Source organism: Chitinophaga rupis, assembly GCF_900109685.1.
Taxonomy (GTDB): Bacteria; Bacteroidota; Bacteroidia; order Chitinophagales; family Chitinophagaceae; genus Chitinophaga; species Chitinophaga rupis.
In genome coordinates this window covers 188,202-206,625 of the sequence record NZ_FOBB01000010.1, presented here as the reverse complement: position 1 = coordinate 206,625, position 18,424 = coordinate 188,202, and the positions used below count along the sequence as shown (strand labels likewise).

9 protein-coding genes are annotated in these 18,424 nt (G+C 44.4%); 4 read left to right on the top strand and 5 right to left on the bottom strand.

Annotation, left to right across the window (positions count from 1 at the left end; genetic code table 11):
• Positions 1–16: 16 nt before the first annotated feature.
• The 3 genes from BMZ54_RS28110 to BMZ54_RS28100 all read left to right on the top strand — a co-directional run bounded on the left by BMZ54_RS28110 (position 17) and on the right by BMZ54_RS28100 (position 6,803).
• Positions 17–1,120 carry a glycoside hydrolase family 88/105 protein gene (locus BMZ54_RS28110; RefSeq protein WP_089919807.1) on the top strand — a complete coding sequence of 368 codons (1,104 nt, stop codon included), beginning with the start codon at positions 17–19 and terminating at the stop codon, positions 1,118–1,120.
• Positions 1,121–1,549: 429 nt separating this feature from the next.
• Positions 1,550–4,840, top strand: coding sequence for a SusC/RagA family TonB-linked outer membrane protein (locus BMZ54_RS28105; protein ID WP_089919986.1), 3,291 nt, complete (start codon positions 1,550–1,552; stop codon positions 4,838–4,840).
• A 40-nt stretch (positions 4,841–4,880) separates the two neighbouring features.
• Positions 4,881–6,803 carry a RagB/SusD family nutrient uptake outer membrane protein gene (locus BMZ54_RS28100; RefSeq protein WP_089919806.1) on the top strand — a complete coding sequence of 641 codons (1,923 nt, stop codon included), beginning with the start codon at positions 4,881–4,883 and terminating at the stop codon, positions 6,801–6,803.
• Between the two features lie 22 nt (positions 6,804–6,825).
• On the opposite strand, the gene BMZ54_RS28095 is transcribed toward BMZ54_RS28100, so the two are convergent.
• The 5 genes from BMZ54_RS28095 to BMZ54_RS28075 form a co-directional block, all read right to left on the bottom strand.
• Positions 6,826–7,590, bottom strand: a complete 765-nt coding sequence (locus BMZ54_RS28095) for a response regulator transcription factor (RefSeq protein WP_089919804.1) — start codon at positions 7,588–7,590, stop codon at positions 6,826–6,828.
• Between the two features lies 1 nt (position 7,591).
• The gene (locus BMZ54_RS28090) at positions 7,592–10,777 is read right to left on the bottom strand and encodes a ligand-binding sensor domain-containing protein (protein WP_089919984.1); all 3,186 of its coding nucleotides are present in this window, start codon (positions 10,775–10,777) and stop codon (positions 7,592–7,594) included.
• A gap of 177 nt (positions 10,778–10,954) precedes the next feature.
• Positions 10,955–11,842, bottom strand: coding sequence for an NmrA family NAD(P)-binding protein (locus BMZ54_RS28085; RefSeq protein WP_089919802.1), 888 nt, complete (start codon positions 11,840–11,842; stop codon positions 10,955–10,957).
• A 24-nt stretch (positions 11,843–11,866) separates the two neighbouring features.
• On the bottom strand, positions 11,867–12,934 hold the full coding sequence (locus BMZ54_RS28080) for an alkene reductase (RefSeq protein ID WP_089919799.1): 1,068 nt from the start codon (positions 12,932–12,934) through the stop codon (positions 11,867–11,869).
• A 95-nt stretch (positions 12,935–13,029) separates the two neighbouring features.
• Positions 13,030–14,013, bottom strand: coding sequence for a helix-turn-helix transcriptional regulator (locus tag BMZ54_RS28075; RefSeq protein WP_089919798.1), 984 nt, complete (start codon positions 14,011–14,013; stop codon positions 13,030–13,032).
• Between the two features lie 274 nt (positions 14,014–14,287).
• Here BMZ54_RS28075 and BMZ54_RS28070 point away from each other — a divergent pair, with 274 nt between their 5' ends.
• Positions 14,288–18,409 carry a hybrid sensor histidine kinase/response regulator transcription factor gene (locus BMZ54_RS28070; RefSeq protein ID WP_089919796.1) on the top strand — a complete coding sequence of 1,374 codons (4,122 nt, stop codon included), beginning with the start codon at positions 14,288–14,290 and terminating at the stop codon, positions 18,407–18,409.
• The last annotated feature ends 15 nt before the right edge of the window (positions 18,410–18,424 follow it).

Sequence of the window (18,424 nt, the reverse complement as noted above, 5' to 3'; positions counted from 1 at the left end):
GTTCAACAAAAGCGTTATGCGTAAACTATTCTTATCGTTGCTGGCAATGATATCTTTTCAATTCCTGTTTGCCCAGCAAAATTCTCTTACCCAATTTCCACAGGGATCTGCCCCCAACAACGTAGGCAAACGATTGGCCTACCACTTCGTGGACGGCAGACATGAACTCTATGCAGGACGGTACATTCACTATGCTGAAGTCTGCACCTGGAACGGTGCTTTGGACTACGCTGTAAAAACCCGGGACCAAAAGCTCATCAAACTTTTACAGGATAAATTCGAGCCCCTCTTCACCCGGGAAAAACCATTACTGCCGCCCATGAACCATGTGGATTACAATATGTTTGGCAGCATTGCCCTGAAACTCTACCAGGTAACAAAAGACGAACGCTATAAGAAAATGGGACTGGCCTACGCCGATACTCAGTGGGAAGTGCCGGAAGATGCGAAGCCGGATGAAAAAGCCTGGGCGGATAAAGGATATTCATGGCAAACCCGTTTGTGGATCGACGATATGTATATGATCACGGTTGTGCAGATCCAGGCCTATAAAGTAACCGGCGACCACAAATATATTGACAGAGCCGCAAAAGAAATGGTACTATACCTGGATGAGCTGCAACGCCCGAACGGACTTTTCTACCACGCTCCGGATGTTCCATACTATTGGGCAAGAGGAGCTGGCTGGATGGCAGTAGGTATGCCCGATCTGCTTCTTGAGCTGCCTAAAGACCATAAAGACCGCCCGCGTATTATGCAAGGTTATCTTACCATGATGAAAAGCCTGAAAGAGCACCAAAGGCCAAATGGAATGTGGAACCAGCTTATTGATGAAGCAGATTTTTGGCCGGAAACATCCGGTACAGGAATGTTTACTTATGCATTTATCATAGGCGTTCAGCAAGGGTGGCTGGATGCAGCTGAGTATGCTCCGGCAGCACGGAAAGCGTGGATGACTATGGTCTCGTATATTGATGAACGTAATAATGTAACCGAAGTTTGTACGGGCACAGGCAAAAAGAATGATAAGCAGTATTATCATGACCGCCCACGTAATGCGGGTGACCTTCATGGGCAGGCACCCTATCTGTGGTGCGCAGCTGCACTTTTAGGGAAATAGCTGCGTAGTTTTATGCTGCCGTTGGTGTGTACGGTCTTCCACAAAGGCCGGAACACCAACGGCTTAGCTGAATACCGGTTCCCTTGCCTGTGATCTGATAGCTCCCCTTTTGCATTCCACGATTTTGGAACGATTCGACAAAAAGTTGAATAAACCGTACGAAAAAAGAATTTTTACTTCGTACTACAATATTAAGATTAATGATTCCACAGAGATAGACCACGTTGATCAGTTTCCCGCTAAAGGAAAAAGGCGCGTCCACTTATGAATTACCCAGAGAGGCGGGGATTACTCAATAGTAGACCACTATAAGATTGCATCAGCCAATTATGAACCTTCCGCTCATTAATGGGCAGACGGGTATTCCATGTGCATCAACCAAATACATGCTCATATAAATTTCATCGCGATAACGACTAAATGATCAATATGGAGAAAAACTATACAAAAACCAAGAAAACCCGGGCCGCTCATCTGCATATGAGGTTCTTACTGCCTGGATTATCCGCGGCCTTATTGTTTTTGCTGTTTTCCCTTTGTGCCCATGCACAAAATCAGACCATAACAGGCCGGGTTACGGATTCCCTGGGTAATGGGATAGCTGGTGTTACAATCGCCGCTAAGGGAACAACCGTGATTGCAAAAACGGATGCATGGGGAAACTTTAGCATTCAGGCCGGCAAAGGAGTAACCCTGAGAGCATCACACGTAAGTTATAACAGCAGGGAGATGGTACCGGATGGAAAACCTTTGACCATAATACTGCAACAGGCTACCAACGACCTAAACAATGTAGTTGTTATTGGTTATGGTACTATGCGGAAAAAAGATCTTACCGGGGCAATAACTTCTATCCGCCCAAATAAGATTGCAGACGAGAATCCTAAAACGGTCCAGGACATTATACGCGGAACACCCGGTGTGAGCGTAGGCTTTGATGCTTCTGCAAAAGGAGGCGGTACGATACGGATCCGTGGCCAGCGTTCGGTTTATACGGATGGCGGGCATAATGATCCTTTGCTGATACTGGACGGTATGATCTTTTATGGAGAGCTGTCTGAAATTAATCCCGACGATATTGACCAGATTGATATCCTTAAAGATGCGTCAGCAGCTGCAATTTATGGAGCAAAATCAGCGAACGGGGTGCTTATCATAACCACAAAAAAAGGGAAGAAAGGGAAGCCTACCATTAGTATGACGGCCAATTTTGGGCTTGCTGATATGGCTGCAAACAGGAAGGTTTTTGGCCCCGAAGGTTATATGCAATACCGGGAGGACTGGTATAAGGGCGCTACGTATGGCATCAATCCAGCAACCGGAGCTTATGAGCCTTATATATCAGAAGCGGCAACAGCGGGTAAATCAGGATACTATGAAATGCCTACCGGTGAAATGCTGAACAAATATGGGATCACTATTGACGACTGGAGAGCCTATTCAACGAATCCACCTAATGCATCTGATAACGAGATCCGGGCCAGACGATTAGGTCTTCAATTTACAACACTGGATAACTATCTGAAAGGTAAAAGCTTCGATTGGTACGACCATAGCTTCCGTACCGGTTTTAACCAGGATTATAACCTCAGCGTATCCGGCGCCAGTGATAAGATCAATTATTATTTGTCAGCAGGTTATCTGTCTAACCAGGGAGTGGTGGTAGGTGATAATTACAGGGCAGTACGCTCCAACCTGAAAGTAGATGGCAAGGTCACCGATTGGCTGGATATCAGCGCCAATGTTAATTTCCAGGACCGGTCCGACGGAAATATTGCAGTTAACTGGGGATCGCAGATCACTAATAACAGCCCTTTTGCATCTTACAAAGACGAGAATGGCAACCTGGAAATACATCCTATGGGCGATGAAATGACGGCCAGCAAAGGGTATAATTTTGATTTCAATAAACAGTATATGAAACTTGAAAGAGGTTATACTGTTTTAAATACCATTTTTTCTGCTAAAGTAAAATTGCCTTTTAATATCAAGTACTCTTTCAATGTTTCTCCCAGGTATCAGTGGTATTATAACCGCTATTTTGAATCGGCGGAGAACCCCGACTGGCTGCCCATTAATCATGGTGTAGACCGGAACTGGGCAAAACGTTTTGACCTGTCTTTGAATAATACGCTCAGCTGGGAAAAAACCTTCGCCGAAAAGCACACGGTAAATATCACCCTGGTTCAGGAAGCAGAACAACGGCAGTATTGGAGTGATGTTATTAACGCACGTAATATTTTGCCAAGTGATGCATTGGGATTCCATGAAACTGCCACCGGCGATCCGCTTAACAGCAGTTTTAACACGGACGATTCCCGTGAAACTGCTGACGGTATGCTTGCGCGCTTATTTTACTCGTATGATGACCGTTATATGTTAACGGCCTCTGTGCGCCGTGACGGCTACTCTGCTTTCGGTACTTCGAATCCGCGGGCCACCTTTTTTTCAGCAGCTTTGGCCTGGACGTTTACCAATGAAAAATTCTTTAAATGGAATGTATTGAGCAATGGTAAATTGCGTTTGTCCTACGGACAAAACGGGAACAGGTCGCTCGCCAATCCTTATATCGCATTGGCCAATCTTGCTAATGGCGCAACCACCCAGGGATACGTAGATGCGAACGGTAATTATATCCAGTATTATTACTTAAGGATTGACCGCATGGCAAATCCTCATTTACAATGGGAAAAAACCACCGCATATAATATCGGGCTGGATCTCGCTTTCTTAAATAACCGGATCAGCACTACGCTCGATTATTATTACATGCCCACCACTAATATGATCATGAGCCAGTCGTTGCCTGATTTTTCAGGATTTACCAGTATCACTACCAATTTAGGGGAAGTACAGAACAAAGGGTTCGAAATTTCAGTCAGCGCACAAAATATAAGAACACCCAATTTCAGCTGGAATACCACTTTAGGGTTCTCGAAATATAAAAACACGGTTAAGCATCTTTATTACCAGTATGAGGATGTGTTAGATGCCAATGGAAATATAATAGCCACAAAAGAATCTGATGACATATCCAACGGATGGTTTGTGGGACAACCGATCAGCACCATCTGGAACTACCGTGTAACGGGAATATGGCAGGTAAATGAGGCAGCTGAAGCTGCCAAATACGGCCAACGGCCCGGCGATCCTAAAGTAGCTAATAATTACACGGCAGATGATATTAAAAATACGGACGGAACTACAACAGCAGTTTACAATAATAAGGATAAGGAATTCCTGGGGCAAACCACCGCACCCGTTATGTGGTCATTGCGGAATGATTTTACCTATAAGAACTTCAATTTCTCATTCAACATCTATTCTTACTGGGGTAATAAAAGCACCAGTACATCTTACCTGAACCAGGATAATGGCGTTTCGCAGGTCACGTACAATGCCAATACGTATGAAAAAACCTATTGGACACCTGATAAACCGAGCGATTTTTTTGGGCGGCTGGATGCGAGAGGGCCTTCCGGAGTTTCCGCACCCAACAGGGTATTCGATCGTTCTTTTATCAGGCTTGATAATGTAACAATTGGTTATACCATGCCCCACAGGCTTATTTCACGGGCAGCGATTGAAAACCTGAAATTATATGCTACTGTTCGCAATGTGACTGTCTGGAAAAAAGATAAGAACTGGGATTACTGGGACATAGAAACCGGTGATATCGCACCGAGGATCTATACACTTGGATTAAACCTGACATTCTAACGCGAACTACACGTGGCTAAAATCAAGTAAAAATATTCAGATGAAAAATAATTATACAACGAAAATATCCCTGGTGGCGATTGCATTAGTGATGATCAACGCCTGCAGTAAGAGCTATCTTAAGCCGGATCCCTTATCTTTTTATGAGCCTGAAGCTACTTTCTCTACCAGGTCAGGCCTGGATGCTGCCATAGCGATGTGTGACAAGCATTTGAGAAGCTATTGGAGCTACATTACGACAAGGGATATTTCGGTTCCCATTAACACCGAATACATGTTGTCAGACATGGCGGTATCCGGTAAAACGGACGACGGAAGCATTTTTGCAGATGTGGCTACACGCCTTACGCCAACAGATGGGATGTATACGAATGATGTGAACATGCTGAGCTATTTCTGGGGAGAAACTTATAATGGCATTAAGTATGCCAATACGATCACCTCGTATATTGATAAAGTTCCCGGCCTGGATGAAGCTACCAAACATGAATATCTCGGCAGGGCCTACTTTCACAGGTCATTCCGTTACCTTGCCTTATGTTTTCAGTTTAACAATGTTCCATTGATCACCAAAATCCCATCTACTCCAAAGCAAAACTATAAGAGCACCAGCCGGGAAGCTATTTTGGAAATGATCACTAAAGATATGGAGAACGCTGTAGAATGGGTACCTGATCAGTCCCAAATGGCTTATGTAGGAATGATCAATAAAGGCGCCTGCCGCCAGCTGCTGATCAAATGCTACCTTGCCACCGGTCAGTGGGACAAAGCCATTGCGCAAGCCGATGTATTAATTAATAATTCAGGCTATTCATTAATGACATCTACATTTGGCACGTTTGAAAGCCCGCTGGAAGCCACCTGGCATATTACGCGGAATGTGATATGGGACCTGCACCGCCCTGTGAACAAATGTATCCCGGCAAATAAGGAGGCCATTCTCGCAATGCCCAACCGTGATAATACAGATGCTGCAATAAAAATGCGTACCATGCGGAACTGGGGCCCGATGTGGAATATTTCTGCATTAGTTTCCCCTGCAGGAAAATTTATGCAATGTTACGCTTCATCAAGCAGCTCCTACCGGGTTAACCTGGATTTTAACTCAGCTGTGGGCCGTGGTATTGGAATGATCAGTCCTACCTATTTCGCACAACATGATCTCTGGAACGTAAACGGAATTAATGACACTGCAGACCTGCGCCATAACAGCAGGGTAGGTAACTGGGCAAGAATGGATTCGCTGAAATATAATGACCCTTCAGATGCCCTGTACTTCGGTAAAAACGTGAGACTTTATAATGGCACCAGGCTTTTGTGTACGGATACGGTGCGTAGCTGGTTCGACTGGCCGCATTATAAAGTTTTTGCAAATGATCCTGATCATATCGGCAATCCTGCGAGTAATAACAACAGGGGAGGATCGGCCGACTGGTATTGTTACCGTCTTGCAGAAACCTATCTGCTTCGCGCCGAGGCCCAATTTTATAAAGGAAATATAGGCGCAGCTGTAGCAGATGTAAATATTGTAAGACAAAGAGCAAAATGCCAGCAATTATACACTACTGTTACTATTGGCGATATTGCTAATGAACGTGCCCGTGAATTATGGATGGAAGAGTGGCGGCACATGGAGCTAAGCCGTATGTCCTATAGCCTGGCCTTAAGCGGTAAAGCAGATGAATGGGGAAATACCTATAACGTGAATACCCTTTCAGACAACAGTTACTGGTATCAGCGCATACAACATTACAGCAATTATTATAACAAACACAAAGTAACTGTTAAGGGCAGATCCTATACTATAGCGCCATATAATATCTATTGGCCAATTCCTCAATCGTCTATTGATGCAAACCTCTACGGAAAACTGAGCCAAAACCCCGGTTATAACGGTTATGTACCTGGCGTAGAGATGTGGACGAAATGGGAAGATGCTGTTGATGATGAGGACAAAAAATAAGGGGAGAGGTGTAAGTTTATGCCTACTCCCTTGGTAATGAATCAAAATATTCTATGGGCGACATTTTAAAATACTTCTGAAAGTTGCGGCTGAAAAGGCTTTGCGAGCTGTAACCGACCATCTTTGAAATTTCGTAAAATGAAAATTCATTCCGGGAAATTAAGCTGGCGGCTTGTTTAAGACGCGTGATGTCAATTAGCTCTTTGGGGGATAGCGAGGATAAGGATTTGATCTTGCGGTATAAGGTAGTGCGGCTCATGAACATGTGTCCGGCAAGCATATCAATGTCAATGTTCGGGTCCTTAATATTTGTTCTGATATATTCATCCAGCTTCTTTAAAAAGGCTTCATCTGTTTTTGAATGCGCCATTACCCTTACATCTTCAAAAGGCGAGCTGGCAAAATGCTCCTTTATCTTACGGCGGTTTTTAAGCAGGTTGGCGATCTGTACCTGCAGCAATTCTGATGAGAAGGGCTTTTGTATATAAGCATCGGCCCCTACTTCCAGCCCTTCGATGTGGGCCTTGTAGGTGTTTTTAGACGTTAATAAAATGATAGGGATATGGCAGTATTCAACATCGGATTTAATGAGCCGGCACAGCTCAAACCCGTCAATTCCCGGCATCATGATATCTGATATGATGAGGTGAATAATTTCTTTGTCTAAAACGGTTTGTGCAATTTCTCCGTTGGTTGCAAGGTGCAGCTGGTAGGAATCTCCCAAAACTACAGATAAGAACTCCAGGATATCTTCATTATCGTCAATAATAAGAATGCTTTCGGTCATACTATTTTATCTTTTTCCAGCTGCTTAATTGAAATTCAAATTTTTGGTGTATCGGCAGCTGCAGTTCAAATATAACTAAATCAGTTTTTCCGGAGATCAATCGCAGGGAGCCGTTGTGCAGCTCTGTGAGCGATTTAGCCAATGATAGCCCTATACCGGTTCCCGGTGTATCATCTCCACGAACTCTCACAAAAGGCTCAAATATCTGGTCTTTGAAATCTTCCGGTATGCCTTTTCCATCGTTGTTAAACCGGATCGTAAAGTATTCATCGGAATCGCTGACCGTGTTTATACTAACCGTGGCAGTGGTGGCTGCATATTTAACAGCATTCGACACTAAGTTGGTACATATTTTACTGAGTGCCTCCCTGTCTACAAAAGCCATAAAGTGTTTCTCCGGTAATACTACATTCAGATCAATTTTTTTTCTTGCAGCCTGGTCTTTAAAGCTCGTTACCAGATCCGTTATCAGCACAGCAATATCTGTTTTTACAAAATTCAGGCTAAACTGGTCCGCTTCAGTTTTTCTAAAGTCGAGTAGCTGGCTGGCCAGCTCTATCAGGCGCCGGGTATTCTTTTCAGCTATTGCGAGGCTTTTCTTAACGTCCGGTTCCTTGTCAAATTTTTTGCTCAGCCACTCAATAGGCCCCGCTATAAGCGTAAGCGGGGTTTGTATTTCATGTGTGATATTGGTAAAAAATTCGATTTTAGCCTGATAAATTTCCTTTTCCTTTTCATGTTCAAATAACTGCAGCTTCCGCAGATTTCTACGCTCCAGGTACTGGCGGTATAAACGGTCCGTGATGAATATAATAGTGCCTAAAAGCAGGAGGTATAAAATATAAGCGAAATTGCTTTTCCAAAAAGGTGGCAGGATCTTGATGTATAGCCGCCGCTCCCGGCCCGTCCAGCTTCCGGTGTTGCTTTCAGCGTGAACAATAAATTCATAAGTGCCGTGGGTAAGATCGGTAAAATAGGCTTTGCGGTTAGTAGTAAGATAGGTCCAGGATTGGTCAATGCCTTTCATCAGGTATTTGTACCGCGTTGCTGTGGGCGACGAAAAGTTCAACGCAGCAAATTCAATACTAAAATTGTTTTGATCGTATTTCAATATAACCGTGTCTGTGTACAAAATAGATTTGGAAAGGGGGCTGTTATGCCCGCCGGGTACTGCTTCTGTATTATTAATCTGGAAACCTGTAATATAGGTAGGCGGGCTAGGCTCCCTTTGGTTAAATAAAACCGGGTCAAAAGCAATCATTCCTTTAACGGAGCCGAAGTACATCTTACCATCGGTATGTTTATATGCCGAGTTGTAGTTGAACTGGTCCGTTATCAATCCGTTGGCCTGTGTGTACACTTTTACCTGTCCGGTATGCAGGTCAAAACAAATAAGGCCTTTGGATGAGCTGATCCACAAATGTTTTGACTGGTCTTCGAGGATGCTGTACAATACGTTGCTGGGCAGCCCGTTTGCGGTTGTATATCTTTTAATAGTTTTCCGGTCGGGGCTTAGTTTTATAAGGCCACAGCCGGTTGTTGCAAACCATAGAGCATGGTTGCTGTCTTCAAAAATATTGTACACAGGAAATTCGTTAATGGTCTTTCCCCTGGTGGTATCGCTAAAATGTAAGTTCCCGCGCCGGCCGGTTGCAGGGTTATAATAAAATGCACCTTCCTTTACGCTGCCTGTCCAGATATTCCCCCCTGAGTCTTCAAATATATCGTAAATATAAGTGTTGTATGGTATCTGGCTAATACGCTTGAATGTTTTGTGATGTGCATCATACTCAAACAGCCCGGCATTACGATAGGCCGTACCCACCAGCAGCTTATTGTTTTTTGTCCGGTAGAATGAGATCACAAAATCGCTTACCGGGCCGGTGCTGTCACCAATAAGCTTAAACCGGTCTGTAACCAAGCCAGTACGCACGTCCATTATTTCCATGCCCTGTAAAAAAGGGCCGATAAATAACTCATTCCCCCGGGAAAACAGCCCATGTATATTATCGTAAGAGATACTTCCTTTTTTGCCGGTAGCGGTGTAGTTTGTAAATATTCCTGTTTTTAAATCCAGTTTGCTGATACCGGCATCTTCGGTGCCGATCCATAAGTGGCCGCTGCTGTCAGAACAGATCTCTCTTACCGCATTTCCTGAAATAGCATTAGTTCCCGGCAGCGGATAGTACTTTTCAAATCGCGCATTGACCTTTGAATAATAATTTAACCCGCCAAAAAAGGTACCTGCCCACATCCCTCCCTGGTTATCCCTGCATATTGCATAAACAGCATTGTCTGCCAGGGCATAAGGGTCGCCTGGCCGTTTTCTCAGGCTTATGCTCTTATGGGTGGCATAGTCGTAAATATAAATTCCCGATTCAGTAGCGATCCAGTATTGCCCATCGTTACCCGCTGTAATGTCCCGGACAAATATGTCTTTATTTTTATCAGCATCCAGTGATAAGGATTTAACGATGCCGGTTTTAGTATCATAGCTTTTTAATCCCTGCTTAAAACAACCTATCAATAGTTCGTTATTACGGATGGGGTATATTTTGCTGATAGACCGGGCATTTGCGGGTAAATTTTTATTAATGATCCTTATCCTGGTGGCAGGCTTTGTTTTTGGGTTGTAAATATGAATATTGCCATCATTATCTCCCATCCATAAATTCATATTTGAATCCAGCGCAATACAGGATGCCTTTATTTTTAAATCCTCAACCCTGTTCTCTGCCTGTATGTATTTATACAGGGAGAACTGAATGAGGAACCACAGGTTATTATCCTTGTCTATTACAATATTGTTGGTATATTCTTTCGGGACGGTTTCCAGCTCAGTGAGCACTTCCTGGTAGGGGTTATATTTAAAAATGCCTTTGCCGGTAGCTATCCAGATCATCCTGTTTTTATCCTCGGCTATACAGTTAATAACATCATTCCCTAAGCTGCCGAATTTATCATTATTGTTTTTGTAGGCTTTAAAAGAGTATCCATCAAAACGGTTCAGCCCACCACGTGTTCCTACCCATATTAAACCGGTACTGTCCTGTATTACAGCGGTTACAGAATTGTGCACTAACCCATCATCTACCTGGTAATGCTTAAAATAATGTTGTCCATAACAGGAGGAAATGGTAACCTGGAATAGTAAGCTCAGCAAAGCAATATAACCGGAGGATCTCATAATTACTAAATCCAAATATAAATAATGAGATCAAAATACTATGGGTTTTAAAAGAAATTGTATCACCTGTTGCGATGCCTTTTATATATTGGTACGATTCGTCAAAACATTGAACAATATTAGAAAAGCCGGTCAGGAGACCCCGGCCGGCTAGTATATTTTTTGATATGTACATTGTTAAGCCTGCTGATATCTGTTCTTAAACTCTTCAACGAATTGTTCAAGTTTAATCCGGCCGCTCGCTTTTCCACCAGTGGCAAAAAAGTCTTTTGTAACAATACCGGCTCTTACACCTTGGCCCAGTTCCGTGATCAGACCAGCTAATTCAGGCGGTAATCCGGCAGACAGCATACCTTGTTTCAGCTGTTCATCAGGAATAGCGGTCCAGGTCAATTCCGGTTTCCCGATTGCCGGGCCAAACAGGGCGGCGATCTTGTTTCCGGTCGAGATATCACTGATGATATACTTAACCTCGAAGCCATTTCCTTTTGCCTGTAGCTCCTCTGCTGCAGCCGCAGCGATATCATCGGGATGTGTCAGCGCAAGCTGGTCATCTCCGCTGTAATTATTACCGAAGAGGTTCATATTTTTGATCAGTGGTATATCCCTGAAAAAGTTAACGTAGAAAAAGCCCGATCTCAGGATAGTGATGTTCACACCGGACAGCTCCCGGAATATTTTTTCTACGCGGTGCACGCCCTGTACAGGACCTGTGCCTTCAGCGGCATCCGCACCAATACTGCTCAGCATAACCACACGGGGTACACCCGCGGCCTTAATGGCCTGGGCATAAGCCTGCCCTGCATCTGCAATGTTCTGGATCATGTTTGAGGGGCCCATTGAGGGCGGCATCATGGCATAAACTGCATCGGCGCCACTGAAAGCACCGGTTAAGAATGATGCGTCACTGATAGATCCTACGGCCGCTGCTGCACCTAAAGCCTCAATTTCGTCTTTGCGTTCAGCCTTGGTAGTTATAACGGTTACCTGGTGTCCTGCTGCTACCAGCTTTTTTACTAATGGTTTGGCTACATTTCCTAATGAGCCTGTTGTTGTAATTTTCATGGTGCTTTATGTTTTGTGTGGGGATTAATAATTAAGTACCGGATAATCTGTATACCCTGCTTCACCGGGGGTATACAGGTTTGCATAATCAATTTCATTCACGGGCTCGTTTTTTTCCATCCGTTTTATAAAGTCGGGATTTGAAAGGAAGCTCCTGCCAAAGGCCACCAGGTCTGCTGTTCCGTCCTGTAACATTGCTTCCGCGGTTTCTGCGGTTAATCCGTTACAGTAGATCAGCACCTTTGAAAAGGTGTTTCGTATAGCCTGGTGTGTTTTCTCCGGGATGCCCGGGTTATTGGAGATATGGAGGTAAGCGATGCCCAGACGGTTTAATTCAGCGGCCAGGTGAACATAGGTTTGATGTACTTCCGCCTCTTCATACGCCGGCATATCGTTCGATGTTAAGAATGGTGAGATGCGCAGACCTACCTTTTCTGCGCCGATGGCAGCTGCGATCTTTTCTGCAATCTCCAGCGTTAAGCGGCTGCGGTTTTCGATCGATCCGCCATAGTGATCGTTACGATTGTTTATATGCGGGTTTAATGATTGCTCCAGCAGGTAGCCGTGGGCACCGTGCAGCTCTATACCGTCAAAGCCAGCCGCTATGGCATTTTCCGCGGCCTTAACATGATCATGGATCACGCGGTCAATACCCCGGGCATCCAGCGCTGCAGGCACGGAATATTCCTTCAGGCCGGTATCTGTATAGATCTCACCGGCTGCTTTAATGTCCGACATACCAACCGGCTGATAGCCTTCCGGCAAATTGGAAGCATGGGCAATCCTGCCGGTATGCATCAGCTGTAAAAAGATCCTGGAACCGTTTTCATGCACCGTTCTGGTTACAGCTTTCCAGCCCTCCACCTGTGCCTCAGAAAAAATGCCTGGAATACGCGGGTAGCCTAATCCTTCAGGGCTGGGCGATGTGCCTTCCGTAACAATCAGCCCGGCGCCTGAACGCTGTTTGTAATAGGTGGCCATGAGTGCATTGGGTATATTGTTCAGGGCCCGGCTCCGGGTCATCGGAGCCATTACGATGTGGTTTTTTAATTGTAGTGCGCCGTTATGGAACGGCAGGAATAACTTTTTCATCTTGCTATGTGTTGTTTGACATAGCAAAGTTGCGGCTTATGGTGAGCTGATAATAGCGCAAAAAGACGCAAAATCAGTCGGATCCGGTGGAGGGGTTAGGATTGGGTGGAAAATCGTTTGGGGTTGAGGCCATAATGTTTTTCAAACAGCCGGCTGAAGTGGCTCAGGTTGGAAAATCCCAGCTCATAGCCCACCTCCGCAACGGAACGCTTGCCTTGCTTTAACAGGAAGGCCGCTTCTTCCATCCGCGCCTGCTGATAGTAATTATAGACAGTGCTGCCAAAAGTTTGTTTGAAAAGCTGTTTAAGCTTGGTTTCGCTCATAGCGGCAATTTGTGCCAGCTCACGCAGCACGGGTGGCACACTCAGATCGCTGAGGATCTCATTGCGGATATGCAGCAATCTTTCCGCATCTGCACTATTGATGCTTTGATACGCTGCACTTTCACGCGAAGACAGCTGATGAAAAATCAGGTAAAGCAGTTCCTGTACTTTGATCTGCATGTAGAAGCGGCTCAGGTTATCATTCATATTCACCGCGGCAATATTTTTAAGGAGCAGCTTTGTTTCGGCGGTCATGCTTTCAAAGAAAAGAAAGGAATTACCGCTGCCGGTAATTGTTTGTAGTACTGAATTGGGATCTTTAACGGCTAATAATGCCGTTAAATAGGACGGTGTAATGGCCACCACCACATAATTAATATAATGATTTGCGGGAAAGCGTATGACGGAGCTAAGATCGTTGGAAGTTACCTGGATAGCTGAATCATCGCGGTTGGAGAAAAGTACCAGGGGATTATCATTAAAAGCAATTCCAAGTGACTGTTCATTGCTGTAAAAAAACACGGTGATCAGCTCATTTCCCAGCCCGGATGAATTGCGTTTGATGATGAGATCTTCCTGGAGTAAATAATGATGGATCGTGATCTTGAACTCCGGGCCGAACGTGAGCTTGCGGATGTATCCCTGTCCCAGCTGCGCGGGCATTGTCATCAGGTCATTATGCACTGGTGCGCCGATATGGCGGGCAAACTGTGTCAGAAAATCGAAACCAGGAGTAGAGGAAAAACTGAATGTCATTGATGTTAAGTGCGTTGGTTGCGTAGTTGCAAAATACGAAAAACCCGCTACCATTTAAATCTACATGTTCGTTTGCACATGTATCTTTCATTTTGGCGTATCCGACCTATCATGTCCCTTGCGTAGGCATCTTCAGAACTCAGGGTTGATAATTCCCAGTTATCAATTATATTTGGAGTCCGGCTGAAATTTCAGCTGCAAACGGGGAGCTGTTACCGGTTTTCCTTCCTATGATGGGGTTTTTGAACAATGAACTTAAAATGAACAGTCTGTTTTGAGCCATCTTAAATTTTTAATACGTTTTTTTATCTCAATTGGTTTACTGCTGCTGCCGGCTTTGGCTTTTGCACAACGGGACCATTATAATTTCTCCAGGCTTGATATGCACGGCGGGCTTTCACACAACCAGGTGAATGCAGCATTAAAAGATCCGGATGGCTTTTTATGGTTTGGTACCGCGGCCGGACTTAACCGCTATGATGGATATATGTGCAGGATATTCCGTCAAAATCACAGTGACAGCTCTTCGCTAAAGAATAATAATGTCCTGGCGCTGTATGAGCTTCCTGACAGAAAGATGTGGGTGTCGACAGGAGGAGGGGCTTGTATTTATAATCCAGACACAGAAAAGTTTGATGCGGACTATTTTAACTATTTACAGATGCTGGGGTTACCTCGGGGAGTGATTGCGGGTGTCGTGAAAGGGAATGACGACAGATGCTGGTTCCTTTACAATGACCTGGGTTTATATTTATATTCAGCTACTGATAAAAGAGTAAAGCCATTCAGGTACCAGGACACCCTCCATTCTCCTGGAAGGATCACTTCCGTTAAAGAAACAAAAGACGGGAAGTTATGGATCGTATATCAAAATGGATTTTTGCAGGAATATGACATCGCATTGGATAAGGTTATATTCTCCAGCACTGCATTGCAGGATCAGCATAAAGGAAATAATTCCAATAGCCTTTTTATAGACAATGATGGAGATGTTTGGATCTGGTGCTACACCTATGGAGCTTTTCTTTTTCATCCGCAGGATAATACGGTCAGGCAGTTTAATAAAAATTCCTCTCCGGCCAGGCTGATTTCAGAAGTAGTAAGCCAGATCATTCAGGATAATAATGGTTTGATCTGGATAGGAACCGACCATGGAGGAGTAGCCCTGATCGATAAGAAGAACAGCTTTCAAACCAGCTACCTGCTGAATGATCCCCTGGATCCTAAAAGCCTGAGCCAGAACAGCATCAACACGATCTATAAAGACGATAACGGCATTATATGGCTGGGAACCTATAAGCAGGGGGTAAATTATTTAAACAGCAACATCGTACAATTTCCATATTATCATCACCAGGAAATGAATGCAAAAAGCCTTCAATACGATGATGTAAACCGTTTTGTTGAAGACAGGCTGGGTAATATCTGGATCGGGACCAATGGCGGGGGACTCATTTATTTTGACAGGAAGAGCAATACTTTTAAACAGTATCAGCACGATCCAAACAACCAAAACAGCCTGACGGGTAATGTAATTGTAAGCTTGTGGATCGACCATACAGGTATACTCTGGATTGGAACTTACCTGGGAGGCCTTGACAGCTTTGACGGAAAGAAGTTTACACACTACCGGCATGACGATCATGATTCTTTAAGTTTGGGAGACAACAGGGTTTGGGAAATATTTGAGGACCGGGACCAGAATTTATGGATCGGTACTTTGGGCGGCGGCCTGAATCGTTTTAACAGGAGTACAAACAAGTTTGACCATTATAAAGGCCAGGCAGGAGGCGCACTTTCCGATTATATTTTCAACATCCTGCAGGACAGAAAGGGTAATTTATGGATCGGTACAAATGCCGGGGTGGCCGTTTTTGAAAAGAATAAAAGCATTCCGGTCTTTTATCAGCATACAAACAACAAAAATAGTTTAAGCAACAATATTGTTTCCTGTATTATGGAAGACAGCAAGGGACGGATCTGGGTGGGAACGGGGGACGGTTTGAATTTGTTTAATGAACGGACAAAAGAATTTCAGATCTTCACTACCTCAGATGGTTTGCCCGATAACATGGTCCTGGATCTTCTTGAAGACGATCATCAGACATTCTGGCTTTCTACGCCCAATGGTTTGTGTAATGCCATTCCAAAGCAAACGAACAGCGGACTTACTTTTTCTGTTATCAGGTACGACGAGACGAACAACCTGCAGAACCGTGAATTTAATGAAAATGCAGCGCTCAGAACACGGGCGGGTGAGTTGATCTTTGGTGGTCCCTTTGGGTTTAATATTATTGATCCGGATAACATAAAAAAGCCAGCCTACCATCCTAAAATTGTTTTTACCGGTTTACAGATCCTAAATAAAGAAGTGGCGCCGGGTGAGCGGATCAATAACAGGACCCTGCTGCCACAAGCTTTGCCAAGGCTGCAGCACATTGACCTGAAACATAAAGAGAACGTTTTCTCTATTGAATTTGCTTCCCTTGATTTTGGCGGCAATGCATCTAATAAGTATGCATACATGCTGGAAGGGTTTAATACAGACTGGTTTTATGCAGATGGCAGCCAAAGAAGGGTTACTTACACTAACCTTAATCCCGGTCATTATGTTTTTAAAGTAAAGGTTTTAGGCCGGGATGGTTCCTGGAGTAGCATTAAGGCTTTGCGGATCAATATTGAGCCGCCGTTCTGGCGAACTCCTCTTGCATACATTATATATCTGTTGATCATGGCGGGATTGTTCTTACTTGCCCGGCGTATTACATTAGACCGGATACGCATGCGCTTTGAAGTGCAGCAGCAGCGAAGGGAAGCAGAAAGGGCGCATGCGCTGGAACAGTTAAAGACAAAATTCTTTACCAATGTAAGCCATGAATTCCGCACACCGTTAAGCCTGATCATTGCCCCATTGGACAAGATCATTAAGCATACTACGGATGAAGAGCAGGCAAAGCAATTAAACCTGGTGCAGCGTAACGCAAAACGCTTACTGAACCTGGTAAACCAGCTGCTGGATTTCAGGAAGATGGAAGTGCAGGAAGTAAGATTACATCCTGCCATAGGCGACATTATCGGGTTTAGCGGGGAAATCAGCCGTTCGTTTGCGGATATTGCGGAAAAGAAAAAGATCCAATTTTCATTCTCCGCTAACATTGACAGCCTGGAAATTTATTTCGATAAGGATAAGATTGAAAAGATCCTCTTCAACCTGCTTTCCAATGCCTTTAAATATACGCATGATAACGGCGCGGTGAGCATTAACCTTATTTATAAGCCGCCGGTAAATAATGAAGGGGATGGAACCCTTGCCATTGAAGTAAAAGATACCGGTATCGGTATCCCGGCCAGCCAGCACGAAAAGATCTTTGAACGCTTCTTTCAAACAGAGGTGCCGGAAAGCATGGTGAACCAGGGAACCGGGATCGGCCTGGCTATTACAAAAGAGTTTGTGAAATTACATAACGGGATCATCACTGTAAAAAGCGAGCCGGATCAGGGCACCTGTTTTACCGTGCTGCTTCCTGCCAGGAAAATTTATGAACCTTCAGCCCGGGCTGCGACCGCCCCTTTACCGGCAGAAATTGGAGAATCCATAGTAGTAGAAGAAAGTAAAAAGGGCGATAAGCGGAAAACCATACTCATAGTGGAAGACAATGAGGACCTGCGCTTTTATTTAAAGGACAACCTGAAAGGACAATATCATATAGAGGAAGCCACGAACGGAAAGGAAGGCTGGGAAAAAATAAAGCAGCTAAACCCTGACCTGGTGGTGAGCGACATTATGATGCCTTTAATGGACGGGGTTGAGCTGGCCAGAAAAATTAAGACCGAAACGCTCACGGCCCATATTCCCGTTGTGTTGCTTACCGCCATGGGAAGTGAAGAGAAACAGCTGGAAGGGTTGAAAGCAGGTGTGAACGATTACATTACCAAGCCTTTCACCTTTGAGATCCTGGCTTCCCGCATCAATAACCTGCTGGCACAGCAAAAATTATTGCAGAAAAGGTTCCAGAAGCAGATTGAGGTGAATCCCGGAGAGGTTACCATCACCCCTGTGGACGAGAAATTCCTGAAACAGGCATTGGAAGCCGTTGAAAAGCAAATAGATAACCCGGATTTTTCGGTGGAAGATCTTAGCCGCGAGATGTGCATGAGCCGTGTTACCTTTTATAGAAAGATAGTTTCGCTTACCGGAAGGTCGCCCCTGGAGTTTATCCGTTCCATCCGTTTGAAAAGGGCAGCCCAGCTAATGGATAAAAGCGGAATGTCAATTGCCGAAATTGCATATGAGGTAGGATTCAATGATCCCAAGATCTTCTCCAAATTTTTCAAGGAAGAGTTTAATATGTTACCCTCACAATACATAACAAATATTAAGAATAGAGATAATTAGTTTCCTCTCTGTCAA